The sequence below is a fragment of the Pelotomaculum schinkii genome (assembly GCF_004369205.1).
Taxonomy (GTDB): Bacteria; Bacillota; Desulfotomaculia; order Desulfotomaculales; family Pelotomaculaceae; genus Pelotomaculum_C; species Pelotomaculum_C schinkii.
The window spans coordinates 68,897-88,401 of sequence record NZ_QFGA01000003.1 but is presented as its reverse complement, the minus strand read 5'-3'; the positions used below and the strand labels follow the sequence as shown (position 1 = coordinate 88,401).

The window sequence follows — 19,505 nt, the reverse complement described above, 5'->3', positions numbered from 1 at the left end:
TATTTTTTAGCCAGATCAGTCGGGGGGTGTTGTTCATGCTCAGGGCAGCTGCAAGGTCGATATTTTTCATGTTGTCTATATTGCTGCTGTTCCAGCAGTCAGCTCAGGCGGACTGCCGGTTGGTTATAAACAAGGGAACCAACCAGCTGGCTCTTTACGAAAATGGCTGCCTGGTGGATGTGTTTCCTGTGGCTACAGGTCGTCTGCCCCAATATACCCCGGAAGGGGATTGGCAGGTCGTTGTCAAACTAATCTACCCTTCCTGGCGAAGCCCCGATGGAGGTCCCACTATTCCGGGCGGTATTCCCGAAAACCCGCTGGGGCCCCGCTGGCTGGGGTTGAATGCGCTCGGTACCGGGGGCTCAAGTTATGGGGTACACGGCACCAACAATCCCTATTCCATTGGGACCTACGCATCTGCCGGCTGTATCAGGATGTACAACAAGGATATCCTCTGGCTGTACGATAGGGTTCCCGTCGGATCTGATGTAGAAATAATTAATAGCAACGAAGACCTGAACAGTTGGAAGGTATTCAGCAAGGTGCTGATAAACGGCGAGGAGCCTGATTTCGCGCCGCACCTCGGACCGATATGGGACGGAAGCAAAACCTGGCTGCCGGTACGGCCGGCTGCCCAGGCCCTTGGCTACCGCATGTTTTGGGACGAATCCTGCAATACCTTGGAGCTGGCAAATATTGACCGGGAAGTATCACTCGCCCTCGGCAGCCGGCAGGTTAGCGTGAACAACAGCGTGTACGCAACAGAGGATGCGCCCTTCTTGTTAGAAGACACAACTTTTGTCCCGGATTATTTTTTTAAGCTCTTTCTGGGAGTCGAACTTCTTCAAGACGCTGAAAATGGCGTCCTGTCGCTGCAGTCCCCGGCCGGCCCCTGGGCTGGCCGGCTAACCAGGCGCCAAATGACGGTAACTATAGACGGTAGAGCTATACATTTGCCCGAGTCCCAACCCACCTTGAGCGACGGGAAGAACCTGCTGGTCCCTGTACGTCCGGTCTGTACTGCCGCCGGGGGCATCGTCAAGTGGAACGACCCGGCCCGTACCGTGGATGTCATGATGCGGGATAAACGCGTGCAAATCCCTGAAAACGGTTCCCCGGCCCTGGTTAATGGAGCCATCGCTCACGAACCAAGTGGAATCCAGATTGTTCGTGGCACTGCATACATTAGTTTGAGATTTCTTTCTGATATCTTCGGCTTTATTACGGAAGTAAATGACAGCTCGCGCGTGCTCAATATCTCCACTATCACAGCTCCGACATCTTTTTTCAGGCCCACTGGTTCAAGGCCGATTCCGGCCGCAGCCTGGACTATTCCCGGCGCCACTGCCGTTTTTTATCGTCGGAGATAACTGCAATATGGGTGTAGGCGATCTCCCTGTACTTGTCCTTGATCGCCTTATTTACAGATGAGCCGATGCTGTCACATTCGTTAAGCATGGTTTGTTCATAGGCCTCAACCACCATTTCCAGAAGGTAGCTGTTCGGACCCACACACATGGACCTGACATTGTGGACGTCAACCACACCCGGGATGCTCATGACCAGGTTGCCTATGTCATTGATCAAACCGGGATCTGCCGACTCGCCTAAAATAGCGGCAGCATTCTCCCTGGCTGTTCCAATACCGATAAAGAATAATAACATACCGATCAAAATGGAAGCAGCCCCGTCAAAAACGATGTCTCCGGTATAGTGGGCCAGCAGGATTGCGGTCCCGGCGATGAAAAGCCCCAATAGCGCCGCTGTGTCCTCCAGGAAAATAAAGCGGGTCGAAGGAGTGGCTTTTTTAAGTGACGGGATTACCCTGGCCAGCATCCTCAAGCCTTGCGTTTGTTCTCCCGTCTCAGCGAGAATGGCCTTAATGGCCATGAAGCAGGAGTAGCACTCAAAGAGAATGCTCAGTCCTATAACTACAAGGCTTACACTGAGACGTTCCAAGGGCTCCGGATGGATAATCTTCACTATGCCGCCGTAAATCGAGAGCGCCCCACCGATAAAGAGCATACCTAAGCTGGCGATAAAGCCCCAGAAGAAGACCCTCTTGCCGTGGCCGAACTGGTACCGTTCATTGCCCGGGCGCTTGGCCTGTTTAACCCCGATTAACAAGAAAAAGCCGTTGGCCCAGTCTCCCAGCGAATGTTTAAACTCGGCCATCATAGAGGCGCTGCCGCTTAAAACAGCCGCTACCAGCTTCATCGCCGCGATAACCCCGTTGGCAATCAGGGCCGCCCGGACTGCCGATTCACTGTTGTGTCCCGTAATATATCCCCCTTGCCGTAAAACCCACAAGCATTCACTTGTGGGTTAGGCTATATGTCCTAAATTAAGGATTACTGCAAACCCTGCTTATATATTAGCAAGGCAGAGAAATTTCGACAAGTGTACCGCAAGCGACATCATGCAGAAAATGAAAACATAGCGAGGTATGAATGAATTAGTATGATAAAATATCTTACTATGTAGCGCAGGCCTTTTCAGGGTATGCAGGCGCTATTTTATCGCATAACGGCGCGTCAGCGCCGCACTAGGCAGCCTTTGTGCGAATGAATTCGCACCTGCATTTTTTAAGCGTTCTGTGTGTTTTCAGGGTTGTATCCCTCAAGTTTCAACAGATATCTTTTCATGTCGAGTCCCCCGCCGAACCCACCCAATTTCCCTCCTGCGGCCAGTACCCGGTGGCAGGGGATTACCAGGGGAGTACGGTTGGCGCGCATCACTCCACCGACCGCCCTGGCGCCCTTGGGCAAACCGGCCTGCAGTGCGACCTGCCCGTAGGTACGCACCTCACCGGCAGGGATAGACCTTACCAGCTCAAGGACTCGCTTTTGAAAAGGAGTGTACCCGGAAAAGTCTATGATCGTGCTGAATGCGACTTTTTCACCCGCAAAATACCGGAGCACTTCCTCTTCCAGGGCTGCCGCCGGAGATTGCGGGAAAGAGGGCTCAGGCAGGTTGGACAGGCACTTGTTCAGCTCACGGGCCAGCGCTGCCATAGCTTCCCCGGGGCCCGGCTGCGGCAGCGCCAACGCTTGCAGCCCGATCCTGGACCAGGCCGTCGCGATCCAGCCAGGGGGTGTTGAAAATAGTGAAATACGCAAGAAGCTCACACCTCCATTGAGCATGATAAAACACTCTTAAAAGGCCCCTTGTCCACCTCCTCCCAAGCCGTATAATATTAACAAAAGGGGGGATTTAAAATGACTGAAAGCCGCTGGAACATCCGCCAGGTTTATCTCTATCTGGTCAGCTTCGCCACCCTGATGATGCTGATCGTGGGTTCGGTGCAGCTTATTATGGGGGTGGTAGATCTCGTCTATCCCGACCCGACAAAAGGTATGGGATACTATGATACCAAGATTCGTCTCAGTGACATGCAGCAGAAATATCCCAACCTAACTCAAGAGGAATTTGAAAAGCAGCTCCAGGAGGAAAAACAAAACCAGGAAGCCGCCTGGCGTTATCAACGAATCAGGAGGTTCATCAACAGCCTGGCGCTGGTGGTGGTTTCACTCCCGTTCTACCTCTATCACTGGCGAAAAATCCAGCGGGGTGTGGATATCCCTGCATGATCCTATCATAACAAATTTTAGTTAATGAATAAACATGCCTTGAGTTGATACCGCATACCCATTCTAAAAAAATACTTTCCGATAATGTAAGTTTACGTAAGGACTAAAATGTATCTTTGAAGAACCAAAAAGCCCCGCTCCAAAGAGCGGGGCCTGGCCGTTAAACCAGAGTATCAACAATAGAGCTTGTATTTGCCGAAGCGGTTACCGACATTGAATTATTGCATTTGTTGTTTTTTGCTTCTTTTACTTGCTGAATCTGTGCCTCAATCTGCTGTATTCTCATTTGTAGCAGTTGTATTTTTTGCTGTTTTATTTTTTCGTCCTCTTTACTTTGGCTGACTTCCTGCAATTGCTGCTCAAGTCTTTCCTTTTGTTGCTGAAGCCTTGCTACTTGATCAGTATTATCCACAGCCGAATAATCGCTACTTGATGATGATGACGAAACTGATAATATCATATAAATATCACCCCCCTTACTGTGTTCCATAAGATAGAACTAGCTAACGCTATGTTTAATCAATTATTTACTCGGCGCAAAGTATTTAAATCTTAATACCCTGAACGTCTCCAAAAACCTTAAAGAAAACTGAAAACGCCTTGAAAAAGGCTGCTATGAAGCAACTCCCGCTCACAAGACCGAGGGATGCCTCTGGTTCCATTCGTTAACCACACCCCTCCCCTTTTTGCAGAAGCCGGGTTGGGCCCCCAGACATAATGGAACGTCTTGGGCATACGGATGATGCCGCCAAAAAAAATGTTTATCTACACGCGACCAAAACTAAAAAGAAAGAGGCTTCCCAAGAGTTCAGTGAGCTAATGAGAAACCTCTGCGTATCAATTTTGCACGCCGTGATCATTTCGTGATCATAGCAAGGGGCCGAGCATTCGGCCCCTTTATTTATAACGGCTTAAGGCCCTTAGTTACATCATGCCGCCCATGCCGCCCATGCCGCCCATGCCACCCATGCCGCCCATGGGGTCTTTGTCTTTTTCCGGCTTGTCGGCTACCAGGGTTTCCGTGGTCAGGATCATTGCCGCGATGCTGGCCGCGTTCTGCAATGCTGACCGGGTGACCTTGGCAGGATCCACGATACCTGAGTCGATCATATTGACAAATTCGCCAAGCAGGGCGTTGAAACCCACACCTGCGGGAGAATTCTTCACCTTGTCAACTATAACGGAACCTTCCAGACCGGCGTTGCCGGCAATCTGGCGCAGGGGTTCTTCCAAAGCCCGGCGGACAATGTCAACACCGGTCTTTTCATCAAAGCTGTCCGTGGTTAGCTCATCAAGCGCCTTCATTGCGGTGATGTAGGCCACGCCGCCGCCGGGTACGATACCCTCTTCTACAGCAGCCCGGGTGGCGTTCAGGGCATCCTCGATGCGCAGCTTCTTGTCTTTCATCTCGGTCTCAGTAGCGGCTCCGACCTGGACCACCGCGACACCGCCGGCCAGTTTGGCCAGGCGCTCCTGCAGCTTCTCCTTGTCAAATTCAGAAGTGGTATCCTCAATTTGACTTTTAATTTGGGTTACCCGTTTGGTGATTGCATCAGCGCTGCCGGCTCCGTTGACGATGATGGTCTCTTCCTTCTTGATCCTGACCTTGGCAGCCCGGCCCAGTTGGTCAATGGTAGCCTTGTCCAATTTCAGGCCCAGTTCCTCGGTAATAACGGTACCACCGGTCAGGATAGCGATATCTTCCAGCATGGCCTTGCGCCTGTCGCCAAAACCAGGCGCCTTAACTGCCACGCACTGGATGGTGCCGCGCAGCTTGTTCAGGACCAGGGTGGCCAGTGCTTCACCTTCAATGTCTTCGGCAATAATCAGTGAAGGCCTGCCTGACTGGACGATTTTTTCCAGAACCGGCAGAAGGTCGGCGACCGCTGAGATCTTCTTATCCGTGATCAGGATGTAAGGATCGTCTAAGATGGCTTCCATTTTATCAGTATCGGTAATCATATATGGGGATATGTAGCCCCGGTCGAAGTTCATCCCCTCGACGATCTCCAGGTTGGTAGTGGTGCCCTTGGACTCCTCTACAGTTATGACACCGTCTTTGCCCACTTTTTCCATGGCGTCGGCAATGAGGTTCCCGATTACTTCGTCGTTGGCGGAAATCGTGGCTACCTGAGCAATGGCTGACTTGCTCTCAATAGGCTTGGCCGAGCTTTTAATAGAAGCAACTGTTTTTTCAACCGCTTTTTCAATACCGCGCTTGATGATCATTGGGTTGGCGCCGGCTGTTACGTTGCGTAAACCCTCGTGCACAAGTGCCTGCGCCAGAACACAGGCGGTAGTGGTGCCGTCTCCGGCCACATCGTTGGTCTTGGTGGCAACTTCTTTCACCAACTGAGCGCCCATATTTTCAAACGGATCGGGAAGCTCAATTTCTCTCGCAATGGTTACACCGTCGTTAACGATCATCGGAGAACCGAATTTCTTATCAAGGACCACGTTGCGGCCTTTGGGGCCAAGGGTAATTTTTACGGCATCGGCCAGAGCGTTGACGCCTTTTTCAAGAGCGCGCCTGGCTTCTTCCCGAAAGATAATCTCTTTAGCCAATTCATTTACCTCCTTATATAATCCTTACTCTATTACGCCGAGGATGTCGGCTTCACGCATGATCAGATATTCAACGTCATCGATTTTCACTTCGTTGCCGGCGTACTTGGAGAAAAGGATCTTATCCCCGACCTTCAGGTCGATGGGCACCCTCTGGCCAGTTTCTAAAAGCCTGCCGCTGCCTACCGCTATGACTTCACCTTCCTGGGGCTTTTCTTTTGCGGTGTCCGGAAGGACGATGCCGCTTTTGGTCCTTTCCTCGGTGGGCGTTGCTTTTACAACTACCCGTTCGCCTAATGGTCTGATCAACATATACCCCTCCTTATGGTTGCTTCCTGTATTGTTAGCACTCGATCTAGACGAGTGCTAATATCTACAGTAAATATAATATAGAATAAGAAAATCAAAAGCAAATAAAATCACCGCATAATTTTCCTCTTTTAGAGCAAAAAAAGGCATTTAGCGGATAATAGCTTTCATTTCCTACTCCTATCTCATTATTATCCCAATTTAACTAATATTTTTACCTGTCTAGAAATATTTTTCCACGGCAATAACCATTCTATACAGGGCAACCCAAAATTTTCTTACCAGTAGTACTAACCTACACCGCACTCACCGCCGCGGCCGGTCAAGATTTCCAGGGCATGGGGCAGCGCCGGCAGGATGACCTCCAGACATTCGCGCACTCCTTTGACGCTGCCGGGCAGGTTGATAATCAGGGTGTTTTTGCGTACCCCTGCCACTGCCCTGGTCAGCATGGCGCGGTTGGTCTTCTTCATGCTCTCCGCCCGCATGGCTTCGGGTAAACCCGGCACCTCGCGCTCGATCACGGCCAGAGTGGCCTCAGGCGTATTGTCCCGCTGGCTTAACCCCGTGCCGCCGGTAGTCAGGATCAGTTCTACCTTCTCCCGGTCGGACATGTTGACCATCGCCTCTTTTAGGGCGTCAATGTCGTCCGGCAGTATTTTATAACTGACGACATGGCCCAGTATTCCAACCATTTCACGGATGGCCGGGCCGCTCTCATCCGTCCGCTCGCCGCGGGAGCCTTTATCACTAACCGTAATAATCCCAATTTTGTACATCTTTCACCCTCCCAATCGTTATCATATCAGGATAGCTGCAAATGCCGCTATCGAAGGGCAACATTTCTAGAAGCCTTGGCAATATGGCGGTCGATTTCAACCGTACTCACCGCGGAACAGCCCCTAAAGCGGGGCACGGTAGATGATACCTGCTGCCGCCCGCGAGTAAATGTTCTAGCTCCATGCAGCCTCACCCTTACGCTCAAAGGCGCCGCTTTTACCGCCGCTTTTATGGACCAGCCTGACCGCCCCGATGACCATCTCACGGTCGGCAGCCTTACACATGTCGTATATAGCCAGCGCCGCCACGCTCACCGCAGTCAGCGCCTCCATCTCCACCCCGGTCTGTCCGGTTACCCGCACCCTGGCTTCGATTTCAACGGTGTTGCGGTCATAATTGGGTCGAAAATAAACGTCAACCCCGCTTATCATCAGGGGATGACAGAGGGGGATCAGGGCAGATGTCTTTTTGGCAGCCATAATCCCGGCAATTCGGGCCACCCCAAAGACCTCTCCCTTTGGCGCCTTCCCCTCCACAATTAATTCGAGTGTCTCTTTACGCATGGCGACCTCGCCGCGGGCAACGGCTTCCCTGTGGGTGACAGCCTTGCCTCCCACCTCCACCATCCTGGCCTGACCCTGCTCATCCAGGTGCGTTAATTCGCTCATACTATTACTCCTCCGTCTCCACAGGCTTACCGGCACTGTCAGACCCGCAGCCCATTTTGGGTATAATTTGCCACCCAGTAGTATTTCTCCCGTAAAGCAAAATATCCTCCGAAAAATGTCGGAAATACATCTTAAAAAATAGCAGCAGACCGCTCCCAGGAGTGACCTGCCGCTTGACTAACCGGTTTAACATTTTGATTGATGCAGGTAACAACTCAAAGTTCGGTCAGCCTATAGATCTGGCCGTCTCTCAGACGCAGTTCCACATCCCAGCCTTCTTCTACATCTTCAAGATCAATTCTGTCACCGTCGCTGTCTCTCAGTATGGCTCCGTCTTCCAGGTAATACGTGAATTGATTTCCGCTGCTTTGTTCAATTTGAATCCTTTCGCTGCTAACCCGCACGTCGATGATTTCTCCCTCAATGGTAATATCTTCGTCATCGGTGATTTCAATGGTTACGACCTCATCATCTTCTATTTCTATCTCCGCTTCGCTGCCGATGACAATCTCCTCCAGGTCGATTGAATCGCCATCTCTGTCGCAATCGACATCATCGGAGATGTCGTAGCGCTCCTCGTCGCCGTCACTGTTTGTAAGCCATAAGCGCGGGCTGCTCCCGGTCCTGAGTCCGGATATTACACCTTCCTCAGTCGACTGGTCACTGTCTAAGACCTCGATTTCATCCACCCAGTCGTCACTATCCAACTCCAATCTGACCTCGTCCCCGATTTCAAGTTCATCAAAGTCAAGCTGCCTGCTTCCCTTGTACACATCGACATCTTCGACCACCTTATAGGTAAACTTGTCTCCATCGCTGTTGCGTATGGTTATCCCGTAGGCGCCTGTAGTATCCAAATCCCTGATTTCACCCTCAAGGTCACTCTCGCCGTAATCAAGGACCTCGATCTCATCCACCCAGCCGTCACTATCCAACTCCAATCTGACCTCGTCCCCTGTTTCAAGTTCATCAAAGTCAAGCTGCCTGCTTCCCTTGTACACATCGACATCTTCGACCACCTTATAGGTAAACTTGTCTCCATCGCTGTTGCGTATGGTTATCCCGTAGGCGCCTGTAGTATCCAAATCCCTGATTTCACCCTCAAGGTCACTCTCGCTGGAATCAAGGACCTCAATGTCCGTCACGTAATTCCGGCTGTTAAGTTCCAGACGGACCTTGTCTCCTTCGTTTAAATCACCCAAACCCTCGCTATCACCGTCGATGATCACTTCTACGTCTTCGTCAAGGGTATAGGTATTGATGTAACCGTACACGTCCCTGATGGTTATCTCACCGCCGTCCAACTCCTCGATCGTGCCTTCGGGTGAGGTATCCCGAAGGATTACAATTTTAATTGCTTTCTGGCCATATACGGCAACCTCGACCTCGTTGTTAACCGCAATTGTGTCGTAGCTAACAGCGCTGTTATCTTTTAGTACGGCAACTCCGCCCGGCACCTCCAGTTCCATCCTGGACCCACCGCTGGTGATTGTCAGAATGGACGACTCAACATCTGTGACCTTACCTTTTACGGTACTGGTACTGAGTACATTTATTGACGTAATCTGGTTATCTTCCAGCATCATTTCAATATATTTTCCAGCGCTTAAGCCGGCCAAAGACATCTGGCCGCTGGGGTCATTAACCATGACGCTGCTGGGAGCCGAGCGGGTTATTTTAGTGCCGTCAAGGCAGGTAATTGCCACCCAGCATTCACCACCTATAAAAAAGACGTTATCTACCAGTCCCTGGTATACCTGTCCCTGATTGGCCCCCGGTCCTTCACTGGACCTTGCAGCTTGTACAAGAACCACCTGCCCGCCGTCATCTAATGTCAGCTTGACCGCGTCACCGTTCTTAATACCGGCAGCCTCCACCTTTTTCCCGTCAAGATAGTACCGGCATTCGGCGGTCAGGAACTTACTGGCGCCTTCCTGCAGGTCGATCAGTCCTGAGATCGGTTCAATATTCGAGACCGTCCCGGTTATGCGGCGATCCGGGTAGGGATCGGCTAATTCCTTATTCAACAAGTTGGACAATAAAACTGCCATCTGGGCCCGGTTGATCACGCTGTTAGGCTCAAAGACGTTGCCCGGCAGCCCCTGCATGAGTCCATTATCCACCAGTGCGGCCACATATTCCTGATATCCGTACGGTATCTGATCGGCGTCGGCAAAGTCAAGGGACGAGCCAGTGGCGCTCAGGTCAAAAGCCAGGCAGACCAGGGCGGCGACCTGCGCCCTCGTTGCCGCGCCGGTGGGCTCAAGCTGGTTGAGGTAGTTCTTATCGAGCATCCCCCGCTCGACACCCATAATCAGGTAACCTCTTCCCCAGGGTAAATATGGCACCTGGTAGGCAACATCCGCCTCTTCCATAGCCCTGGCCTGATCGTCCAAACCAAGCGTCCTGATCAGCATGGCCACGGCCTCCAGCCTGGTGACACTCTGGTAGGGCAAAAATCTCCCGTCCGGGTATCCCTCCAAGATCTCCAGCGCACTCATTTCCGTAATTTCCTGCTCAGCCCATGAGGCCTCACCTATATCCAGCAGCTGACCACCCCCGGCCTCCGAGCTTAAAGCGCCGCTAAAAATCATTACTGCAGCGAAAGCTGCAATAAAAAGGATTAAATGCATTTTTTTCGGCATAATACCATACCCCCCTTACCAAAATAGACGCCTGACAGCAGAAAAAGGTTCTACCATCAGAGCCCTTTAGGAAAAAAGCTGCATAAATACCGGCGCCCGACGTGCTGCAGGACAGACCATAAAACAACAATTGCCACCCTTTAGAGCTAATAATTATCTTTACCTGCTAAAATTTCCTGCTTCATCCCTGACATTAAAACAAAAAAATCCGCCACAGAATTTTTTTCCTCTGAAAGCGGATTTTTCTATGCAGCAAACAGTCTTAACCCTGGATTGCTTTACTCCTCCACATTACCCGCCCGCAGTCACGCAGGTCATAGCCGCCCAGGTTTCTTACCTCTTCCTGGAAGGAGGGCTCGGCCATGACGGCCAGCATCCTTTGGATATGGGGGGTTTCCCAGAATTCCGCCGGGATGCAGAGATCATAGCGCTCTTCCTCAATAGCTATAAAATCTAATTCCAGAGCCTGGGCCGCAGCCCTGATGCCCAACCCGGCGTCTACCGACCCGGACTTAACGGCGGCGGCAACACTCATATGCGTGTACTCCTCAAGTTCGTAACCCTGGATAAGGTCAGGCTCGATACCGGCTTTCCTTAACAGGTAATCCAACAGGACCCTGGTGCCGGCGCCACGCTGGCGGTTGACATAGGTTATATCCGGCCGGGTGAGGTCTGCCAGTCCCTGAATACCCTTGGGGTTGCCGGCGGCCACGATCAGACCCTGCTCCCGGTGCGCCAGGTTTACCAGGACTACTTCCCGCCCCGGCAGAAGCCTCTCAATATAAGGCACGTTATACGTACCGGTTTCCTCATCCAAAAGGTGCGTACCTGCACAATGCGCCTCACCGCGCTTCAAGGCAGTCAGTCCGCCCAGGCTGCCCACGTGGGCGGATGAAAGGGTGGCGGCAGGATACTTTTGCCGCAGGTAGTTGGCCAGTACATCCAGAGCTATGTCGTGGCTGCCGATGATCACGCTGGTTTCCCTGATTTCCTCCGGTGTCCGGAATAATTCCACGGGGACCTTTTCACCGGCTTTATAGCCTTCCGACAAGCGGGGCAACCGGATCATCCCGTCGGCCCGCACCAGGGACATCAACACACCTGCGCCACGCGAGATGGGGGTAGCGATGACTCGCTCGCCAACCTGACCCAGTTTGACCCTGACAAATTCCTCAACCCCCAGGGGGGATACCATTTTCTTGGAGATGATGGCTTCGATTGTACTGCGCTGGGCCGGCACGACGCCCAGTTTCCTGCAAATTAGCGGCTTAACGAAAAGGTCGAGACCCAGGTAAGCCGAAACCGGATAACCCGGCACACCGACTACCGGTGTTCCATGCGCCTCGCCCAGGATCACGGGCTTGCCCGGCCTGGTGGCAACCCCATGCACCAGGACCTTGCCCAGGGAGCTGATCACATCGGCGGTAAAATCCTCGCTTCCGGCTGATGACCCGGCATTGATCAAAACAATATCGGCCCCGTCGACAGCAGAGGCAACTACTTCCTGCAGACTTTTAAAATTATCAACGGTAATCTCCCGGCGCATGGGGACAGCCCCCCACTGTTTCACCATAGCGCCCAGCAGGCGGGAATTATATTCGATGATATCTCCCGGCTTCAACTCCGTACCGGGCTGTACCAATTCCGTGCCGGTAGGTAATATGGCAACTTTCGGCTTCGGGTGGACGTATATCTTGAGGATGCCGCCCGCCAGGGCCGCGCCGATATCTACAGGCCTGATCAGTTGGTTGGCGGGCAGGATCATTTCTGTGGCCACAACGTCCTCCCCCACCATACGGACATGCTGCCAGGGATGGGCGGCCTGGATGATTTCTATCACGTCGGGCTGCACGTAATGCACGTCTTCGATCATTATTACCGCGTCGCAACCTGCCGGGAGGGGATCTCCGGTATCAACAAGAACGGCCTCTGCCCCGACTTTCAAATGCTTCGGAGTGGTTTCGGAGGCCCCGTAGGTGTCAGCCGACTGAACAGCCATGCCGTCCACGGCCGAGGCATGGTAATGGGGTGAAGAAATACGGGCATAGACAGGAGCGGCGGTGACCCGCCCAAGGGCTTCTTCCACATCGATGGACTCCGGCCGGCCGGGATGCAGCGCTCCGATCCTCTCAAGATAAGTCAAATAGTTTTCCAGGGCTTCTTCCCAGGGCAAGTCGTCCAGATACACCTTGCGCTTCATACTGATTCAACCCCTATTATCTTTTAAAATAATTTCACTTCGACCAGTTCTCCGGCCTCAACACCTTCTTTACCGAACGGGATGCGGGCCAGACCATCGGCCTTGACCATAGTCCCGATCAGGCCGGACTTACCCAGAATCGGGTCGGCATAAAACTGTCCATCACGGCTGGACAACTTGACCCTGATGTAATCCTCGCGGCCGGCAGCCGAGTGAAGATTGCGGGTAATAACAGCCCGCAGGGGGAAATCCAGCGGGTGGTCCTCTCCATCAAAATGATAGCCTCCTGTACGCAACAAAGGCGCCACCATCAATTCAAAAATAACCATGGCGGAAGCCGGGTGACCCGGCAGGCCGAAGACCGGCTTGCCGTTCACAACCGCCCCAACGGTAGGCTTGCCCGGTTTAACCGAAATACCGTGGAACAGCACCCCGGGTTCTCCCATCGCGTCGATTACTCTGGCCGCCACGTCCCGGGCGCCCACTGAACTTCCCCCCGACAGGAGCACCAGGTCGTTTTCCTGCAAGGCCTGCTCAAGAGTTATCTTTAGCTCTTCATATATGTCCCTGACCATCCCGTAAAGCCGGGGTTCCCCCCCGCAATTATGTACCGCGCCGTAAAGGGCATAAGAATTAATATCCCTGACCTGGCCGGGTCCGGGAGTGTCTGCCGGACCAACCAGCTCATCCCCCGTCGATATGATGCCGACCTTTAGGGGCGGGACCACCTCAACCTGGGTGATACCGACTGCCGCCAGCATGCCGAGGTCCTGGGGCCTGATCCGGTGACCGGCCGGTAACGCGATCTCTCCCGCGCCGATATCCTCACCCCGCCGCACCACATTTTCACCGGGGGCCACCGGCCTGGTGACGCCGATGGTGCGCGCGTCAAGTTCTTCAGTATATTCAACCATGACTACGGCATCGGCCCCCGCCGGCAGCATGCCGCCGGTGGCTATCCGCCAGGCTTGACCGGTCCTGACCCCACCCTTCGGCTCGCGGCCCATCGTCACCTCACCGGCGATATCGACATATGAAGGCATACCCTCGGTGGCCCCGTAAGTATCCCTTGCCCGCACGGCATAGCCGTCTACCGTTGAACGGTCAAAGCCGGGTACATCTTCCGACGCCCGTACTTCCTGAGCAAGCCGGCGATCCAGACTTTCCAGCAGAGCCAGTTTAACACCCGGCTTGGCCGGCGGCAGGTGCAGGGCTAAGGCCGCCCGTGCCTTGTGCACCGTTAAAGCATTAAATAGTTCGGCCATGTAACACCTCGAAAAAGTGAAAAGTCGCAAGGCGTAGGGCGCAGGGCGCAGGTATATACTGCCTTCCTTTTGGGTCTCTTAAGATACCAATCACCTAAAACTCTAAATAAATATTCTTTACGTCTTACGCCCTACGACCAACATCCAACATACTCTTTTAATTGCAATTGCATGTTTGCTAACTTTTTTGTTTACAATGAAAAACCAGCGTAATTAGAAACAACCAAGCTCACAGGACGTTATTTTTACTTTAAGCTCGTCGGCTGCCTCACCCACGGACCCCACCGGAACTTTAAGCTCTTCCGCCAATTTTCTGGCTTCCGTACAGCTCATCCGGCCATCCTTGGCCGCTCTTTGCACTGCTTCCAAAACTTCAGACGCTATTTCTGACATTTTGCCCACCCTTTCTTTTTCGATTCTAAATAAAAATTAATCACAGTTCATGCTGCCGCAGGACGGGCATTCACTGTCCCGTTCCAGAGCAACTTCACAGAACGAAGCTGAAAGCGCGTCATAGATCAGCATCCTTCCCACCAGCAGTTCCCCAATCCCGAGGATGTAGCGAATGGCTTCGGAAGCCTGCAATACCCCGATTACCCCTGGGACCGCACCGAGAATGCCCAACTCCGAAGTGGAGGGAGCGTCGGCAGGCGGGTCGTCGCGGAAGATGCACCTGAAGCAGGGCCCCCGGCCGGGTAAAACCGTAAACATCTGGCCGGCCCAGGCCAGCACCCCGCCATAAACAAAAGGCTTGTTCGCCTTGAGACAGGCTTCATTGATGACATACCTCGCGTGGAAATTATCGGTACAGTCAATGACAATATCGTAGTTCGGAACCAAATCGGCAGCGGTCCTAACGTCAAAGAGTTCCTGGTGAAGGTCCAAAATCAAATCGGGGTTGAGCGCGTGCAGCTTCTCACCTGCCGAAACAACCTTAGGACGGCCCAGGTCTGGTACGGCATGTAAAATTTGCCGCTGCAGGTTGGAAAGCCCCACGGTATCCGCATCAATCAATCCCATCCGTCCTACTCCTGCGGCCGCAAGGTAAAAAGCAACCGGCGAACCCAGACCGCCGGCTCCTACCAACAGCACGCCGGAGTTCAGCAGTTTTTCCTGCCCTGCCACGCCAACGCCGGTCAGTAATATATTCCTTTTGTACAGCTCATGCTGCTCCGCTGTGAGACTTCTTGTTTGCACCTTGTTACGCTCCTTTGATCATCATGAAGTCTAAAGGTCTATACATGACAGCTTTTCTTGAGATATTGCCTTTCGATCAGGTCCGCCACCGCCGCCGCGTCTTCCAACCCATAAAAAGGAACGCCCTCTACCGGAGCAGGCCCGCCTACCACAGCCAGCAGTTCCTCCGCCGGTATAACCGGGCGCTCCGGTACTCCATCGCGTATAATTTCTATTTTGGGCCAGCTGCCCTTTTTAAAACCCTCGATGATGATCAGGTCCACTCCATCCACCAACGGAAGGACATCTTCCGGACCGGGAGCGGCTTGAAACTTCCTGACCACAGCCACGTTGTCCGGGGAAGCAAGGGCTACCACATCGGCGCCGGCCCGGGCGTGCCGCCAGGTGTCCTTGCCGGGCCGGTCAAATTCAACCGGGTGGCTCGTATGTTTGATCACGCCCACCCGGTAGCCCCGGCCCTTCAATGCAGCTATCAGCTTCTCAAGAAATGTTGTTTTGCCGGAGCCGGAGTAACCGGCCAGACCGATCACGGGTACCGTCCTTTCCATCTTGACCTCCCGGCCTTAAAAAGCGAAGTGTTATTGCGATGCGCCCGCATTGTATACCTGAGCTGGTTCATAATGGGAGCGCGATTGAAATCATACTTGTGCAGCGAAGCAGATTTGGGGATTTCTACTGCATTCCTTGTGGGTCATGTGCGAATGAATTCGCACCCGCATCGGAACGTATAAGCTGCTGTAAAACAGAGTTAAGAAATCACTTCTATGGTGTCGCCGTTTTTGACTGTACCACCGTTCAGAACCCGGATGAAAATGCCTTCTTTCGGCATCACACAATCACCCGCCTGGTAATAAATAGCGCACCTGTTGTGGCATTCCTTACCGATCTGTGTGACCTCCCCTATTGCCTCAGCTCCGATTCTCAACCGGGTACCGATAGGCAGGTGGACCAGGTCAATTCCTTCGGTGGTCAAATTTTCGGCAAAATCACCGGGTCCCACATCAAGACCCAGCGCTTTCATTTTGTCAATGCTTTCCATGGCCAACAGGCTGACCTGGCGGCGCCAGGGACCGGCGTGGGCATCGTCCTGCAGGCCATGCTCCTGCACCAGCAATCCTTCCCCAACATCCTTTTTACGCATTCCTTTTTCGGCACTGGCGCATACCGCTTTTATTATACCCATTCATAGTACTCCCTTTCCGTAAACGGTGTTGTGATGTGATCAGCCGCCGATTTGGGACATAACCCTGCTTTTGTCACGCCAGCCCTCCAGCATATGGTGGCGATCCGGTTTGAGAGCTACCGCATCCATAAATAAATCCGCGAGTTCTTTGAGATCGGCTCCAGCACGCAGGGGTGTCTTAAGGTCTACCTCGCGGCTGTCGTAAAGACACGGCCGCAAAGCGCCGTTCGCTGTAAGACGCAGCCGGTTGCAGCTCTGGCAGAAATGTTCGCTCATTGAGGCAATAAAGCCAATCGTGCCTTCCGCGCCTTTCAGTTGATAATACTTGGCGGGACCGCTGCCGGAAGACATCTTGGCCGGAAGGAGCGGGCCTAGTTTGGAGCTTATCTGCGCTATAATTTCCTCAGTCGGCACAAAGCGCCCGTTGGTCCAGGAATTTGAAGAGCCGATCGGCATCACCTCGATAAAACGCACATGGATCGGCCTGTTTAAAGTGAGCCGGGCCATTGCCACCACTTCGTCGTCGTTGAAGCCGCGCATCACCACCGTATTGATCTTGACCGGGTGCATTCCGGCGTCCAATGCAGCATTGATGCCTTCCCACGCTGTAGCAAGATCGCCGCCTCTGGTTATTTCACGGTAGCGTTCCGTCCGCAGGGTATCCAGACTTATGTTCACCCTTTTAACACCTGCTTCCTTTAAAGAAGACGCATGGCCTGGTAGAAGCAGGGCGTTGGTGGTCAGGGTAAGGTCGTCTATGCCCGGGATGTTCGAAATACGCTGGATCAGGCTTTCCAGCCCTAAACGCACCAGCGGCTCACCACCGGTCAGGCGTATCTTTTTGACACCTATAAGACTGGCAGCTCTAACGATGGTTTCTATTTCCTCCAGACGTAAAATCTCGTCGTGGGGAAGAGCCTTAACGCCTTCAGCCGGCATACAGTAAACACAGCGCAGATTGCAGCGATCAGTAACAGAAACCCTTAGATAGTTAATATCCCGCTGATAGGTATCCCGCATTCTTATCACCTTCCCAAATGTTGTCCAATTATTTGACAAGTCAATTACTAAGAAAATTAGTCTAAATAAATGCCGGTAAAAATTAAAAGGGCGTCTACGAATGTTGCCCCGTTCCTATCCTGGTCAGCATAATATCAACCTCCACCAACCGGCGGGAAAAGAGATATGCGGTCACCATCAGCAAGCGCGTCATCAAGCGCCGTGTTCACACCGTTTACAAGTACAATAAATACCTCTTTTTCCGGAATATTGAGCTTGTCCAAAAGCATCCTGCAGGTAAAATGCTCCGTGATATTTACCTTTATAGGCTGTCCGAAGCGGGCGCCCGGAATATGTTTTTCCAACCCACTAAACACTCTTACTTCTAAATGCATGGAGTTTAAGCCTCCTCTTGCAAGGAACGCCAAATAAAACTTCCGCAGAAGCTATTAAATTATATCATATATACTAAAATGGGACAATCCTCGGCAATTTTTTTAAATTGATGAATAACCATACATCCATTATGCAACATAGTAACCATTAATGGTATAAAAATTAACTCTTGCAGGTTTTTTTTATTACTTAACTTTTACTGACATCTTCTGCCCGTACTTGATTAATTGCTTCATTCCGGCGCACTGGCTTATACCAAGGTGAATAGCGTCTCTATGTGACGATTGCCATCTTGTTCCTGAAAGGACAGGCAGGCATTCCCAAAAGGCTTCCGGCCTTGGGAAGCGCTGCACAGGCATGACCTATTTCCTTTCTTAATACATAGGTAACGCCAATTGCCCCGTCATCCAGTTCAACAGCCATCAATTCCAGGCCTATCCTGACCTCTTTTATTTTTTTCCCCGCAAGCCTTGACAGGGCTGAATCATAAACACGTTCTAAAATCATGCCGGGAGCCTCCACAACTTAATAAATGATAAATAGTTAATTACTCTATTGGTATTTCTCAATGGTTTTATTATAGTAATTCTCAATAGCGCTTCTTAAAGCTTTTACCCCAAGGTTTGAACAATGCTGCTTATGCTCCGGCAGCCCGCCCAATGCCTCTATAATATCATCTTCAGTTATTTTTATTGCTTCCTCTAACGCCTTACCTTTGGCCAGTTCGGTCGTCATACTGCTTGTTGCTATTGCAGCAGCGCATCCGAAAACAAGAAAGCTTATATCCGCGATGGTGTCGTTTGCAACTTTGATATATATGGTCAAAAAATCACCGCAACCAGGATCACCACAAACCCCAAATCCATCTGCATCGTTTATCACTCCAGCATTTCTAGGGTTCATGAAATGGTCAAATACCGTATCATTATAGACCTCATCGTACATACAGTCACGTCCTTAATAGAATTTAAGATAAGAATTCAATTGCCAAGAATTCAACTGCATCTCCGCTGCTGACCAATGGGTATTATGGGCTTTTGCCCATTTGGCTATAAAGAATAATAGCACTCTTTCACCAATCTGTCAATAATTACAAAGCAGTGTAACCAGTGATAATATTTCTAAACAGCAAAAACCAGAAATATCCACTGTTACTCAATAAAAATAAAAAGAGCCTTACAAGACTCTTTTAAATATAGTTTATTAATCAATCCTTCCCCTTCTCCAGCAATTGCGCCGGCAAAATTTTTGACCATTGGTATGCAGGCAGATTATTTTTTTTGATCGGCAATTCGCACATGAGTATTCGCCATTAATTACTTTTTCAAAGTTTTCATAGCTTTCCTTCCACTCTTTACCACAATCAAGACACCGCACCGGACAAATATTGCGGGTAAAATTCCCGCCTTCTATACGTATAGCTTTTCCTTTTATAATGCTGTCGGCAATTTTTTCCCTTGCATTATTGAGGATCCGCTGGAAGGTTTGCCTAGATACTTCCATTTTTTCGGCACACTCTTCCTGCTCCAGTTTTTCTAGATCCTTTAAACGTATAGCTTCAATTTCCTCAATCAGTAAAACGTTTTCTCCGATAGTATTTGTTTGTATGCTTAAAGGCACAAAGTGCTGTATATTTGGAATGAATTCAACCCTTCTCAATTTAGGCGGTCTTGCCAACTTGGCATTCCCCTTTCTATATTCTTATTTA

General features: G+C 51.5%; 21 protein-coding genes. 2 read left to right on the top strand and 19 right to left on the bottom strand.

Annotated features, from left to right (window positions below; genetic code table 11):
- Window positions 1-35 precede the first annotated feature (35 nt).
- Window positions 36-1,370 carry a L,D-transpeptidase family protein gene (locus tag Psch_RS16500; RefSeq protein WP_190258951.1) on the top strand — a complete coding sequence of 445 codons (1,335 nt, stop codon included), beginning with the start codon at window positions 36-38 and terminating at the stop codon, window positions 1,368-1,370.
- Here Psch_RS16500 and Psch_RS16495 read toward each other — a convergent pair.
- A complete protein-coding gene (locus tag Psch_RS16495; protein WP_243124185.1) occupies window positions 1,330-2,310 on the bottom strand; it encodes a cation diffusion facilitator family transporter in 981 nt (326 codons plus the stop codon). The two genes, Psch_RS16500 and Psch_RS16495, sit on opposite strands and share 41 nt — an antisense overlap.
- A gap of 275 nt (window positions 2,311-2,585) precedes the next feature.
- Window positions 2,586-3,119: a methylated-DNA--[protein]-cysteine S-methyltransferase gene (locus tag Psch_RS16490; protein WP_190258950.1), complete on the bottom strand. Its 534-nt coding sequence runs from the start codon at window positions 3,117-3,119 to the stop codon at window positions 2,586-2,588.
- 99 nt (window positions 3,120-3,218) lie between these two features.
- Between Psch_RS16490 and Psch_RS16485 the strand changes: the two genes are divergently transcribed.
- Window positions 3,219-3,590: a hypothetical protein gene (locus Psch_RS16485; RefSeq protein WP_190258949.1), complete on the top strand. Its 372-nt coding sequence runs from the start codon at window positions 3,219-3,221 to the stop codon at window positions 3,588-3,590.
- Window positions 3,591-3,750: 160 nt separating this feature from the next.
- On the opposite strand, the gene Psch_RS16480 is transcribed toward Psch_RS16485, so the two are convergent.
- The 17 genes from Psch_RS16480 to Psch_RS16400 all read right to left on the bottom strand — a co-directional run bounded on the left by Psch_RS16480 (window position 3,751) and on the right by Psch_RS16400 (window position 19,474).
- The gene (locus Psch_RS16480; protein WP_190258948.1) at window positions 3,751-4,050 is read right to left on the bottom strand and encodes a FlxA-like family protein; all 300 of its coding nucleotides are present in this window, start codon (window positions 4,048-4,050) and stop codon (window positions 3,751-3,753) included.
- A gap of 464 nt (window positions 4,051-4,514) precedes the next feature.
- Complete coding sequence (gene groL, locus Psch_RS16475; RefSeq protein WP_190258947.1) at window positions 4,515-6,155, bottom strand: chaperonin GroEL; 1,641 nt, start codon at window positions 6,153-6,155, stop codon at window positions 4,515-4,517.
- Between the two features lie 24 nt (window positions 6,156-6,179).
- Complete coding sequence (gene groES / locus Psch_RS16470; protein ID WP_427910117.1) at window positions 6,180-6,467, bottom strand: co-chaperone GroES; 288 nt, start codon at window positions 6,465-6,467, stop codon at window positions 6,180-6,182.
- A gap of 287 nt (window positions 6,468-6,754) precedes the next feature.
- Window positions 6,755-7,243: a MogA/MoaB family molybdenum cofactor biosynthesis protein gene (locus Psch_RS16465; RefSeq protein ID WP_190258946.1), complete on the bottom strand. Its 489-nt coding sequence runs from the start codon at window positions 7,241-7,243 to the stop codon at window positions 6,755-6,757.
- Between the two features lie 174 nt (window positions 7,244-7,417).
- A complete protein-coding gene (moaC, locus tag Psch_RS16460; protein WP_190258945.1) occupies window positions 7,418-7,912 on the bottom strand; it encodes a cyclic pyranopterin monophosphate synthase MoaC in 495 nt (164 codons plus the stop codon).
- 215 nt (window positions 7,913-8,127) lie between these two features.
- On the bottom strand, window positions 8,128-10,557 hold the full coding sequence (locus Psch_RS16455; RefSeq protein ID WP_190258944.1) for an S-layer homology domain-containing protein: 2,430 nt from the start codon (window positions 10,555-10,557) through the stop codon (window positions 8,128-8,130).
- Between the two features lie 262 nt (window positions 10,558-10,819).
- Window positions 10,820-12,757, bottom strand: coding sequence for a molybdopterin biosynthesis protein (locus Psch_RS16450; protein WP_190258943.1), 1,938 nt, complete (start codon window positions 12,755-12,757; stop codon window positions 10,820-10,822).
- Between the two features lie 23 nt (window positions 12,758-12,780).
- On the bottom strand, window positions 12,781-14,022 hold the full coding sequence (locus tag Psch_RS16445; protein WP_190258942.1) for a molybdopterin molybdotransferase MoeA: 1,242 nt from the start codon (window positions 14,020-14,022) through the stop codon (window positions 12,781-12,783).
- Window positions 14,023-14,235: 213 nt separating this feature from the next.
- Window positions 14,236-14,415: a hypothetical protein gene (locus Psch_RS16440; RefSeq protein WP_190258941.1), complete on the bottom strand. Its 180-nt coding sequence runs from the start codon at window positions 14,413-14,415 to the stop codon at window positions 14,236-14,238.
- Between the two features lie 36 nt (window positions 14,416-14,451).
- Window positions 14,452-15,219 carry a HesA/MoeB/ThiF family protein gene (locus Psch_RS16435; RefSeq protein WP_190258940.1) on the bottom strand — a complete coding sequence of 256 codons (768 nt, stop codon included), beginning with the start codon at window positions 15,217-15,219 and terminating at the stop codon, window positions 14,452-14,454.
- Window positions 15,220-15,257: 38 nt separating this feature from the next.
- The gene (gene mobB / locus Psch_RS16430) at window positions 15,258-15,767 is read right to left on the bottom strand and encodes a molybdopterin-guanine dinucleotide biosynthesis protein B (protein ID WP_190258939.1); all 510 of its coding nucleotides are present in this window, start codon (window positions 15,765-15,767) and stop codon (window positions 15,258-15,260) included.
- A gap of 200 nt (window positions 15,768-15,967) precedes the next feature.
- On the bottom strand, window positions 15,968-16,402 hold the full coding sequence (locus Psch_RS16425) for an MOSC domain-containing protein (protein WP_190258938.1): 435 nt from the start codon (window positions 16,400-16,402) through the stop codon (window positions 15,968-15,970).
- Between the two features lie 39 nt (window positions 16,403-16,441).
- Window positions 16,442-17,422, bottom strand: coding sequence for a GTP 3',8-cyclase MoaA (gene moaA / locus Psch_RS16420; protein WP_190258937.1), 981 nt, complete (start codon window positions 17,420-17,422; stop codon window positions 16,442-16,444).
- A 134-nt stretch (window positions 17,423-17,556) separates the two neighbouring features.
- The gene (locus Psch_RS16415) at window positions 17,557-17,796 is read right to left on the bottom strand and encodes a MoaD/ThiS family protein (protein ID WP_190258936.1); all 240 of its coding nucleotides are present in this window, start codon (window positions 17,794-17,796) and stop codon (window positions 17,557-17,559) included.
- 274 nt (window positions 17,797-18,070) lie between these two features.
- Window positions 18,071-18,304: a DUF4213 domain-containing protein gene (locus Psch_RS16410; protein WP_190258935.1), complete on the bottom strand. Its 234-nt coding sequence runs from the start codon at window positions 18,302-18,304 to the stop codon at window positions 18,071-18,073.
- Between the two features lie 45 nt (window positions 18,305-18,349).
- Window positions 18,350-18,742 (bottom strand): iron-sulfur cluster assembly scaffold protein, encoded by a 393-nt coding sequence (locus tag Psch_RS16405; RefSeq protein WP_190258934.1) that lies wholly within the window; start codon window positions 18,740-18,742, stop codon window positions 18,350-18,352.
- A gap of 258 nt (window positions 18,743-19,000) precedes the next feature.
- Window positions 19,001-19,474: a DUF134 domain-containing protein gene (locus tag Psch_RS16400; protein WP_190258933.1), complete on the bottom strand. Its 474-nt coding sequence runs from the start codon at window positions 19,472-19,474 to the stop codon at window positions 19,001-19,003.
- Window positions 19,475-19,505 lie beyond the last annotated feature (31 nt).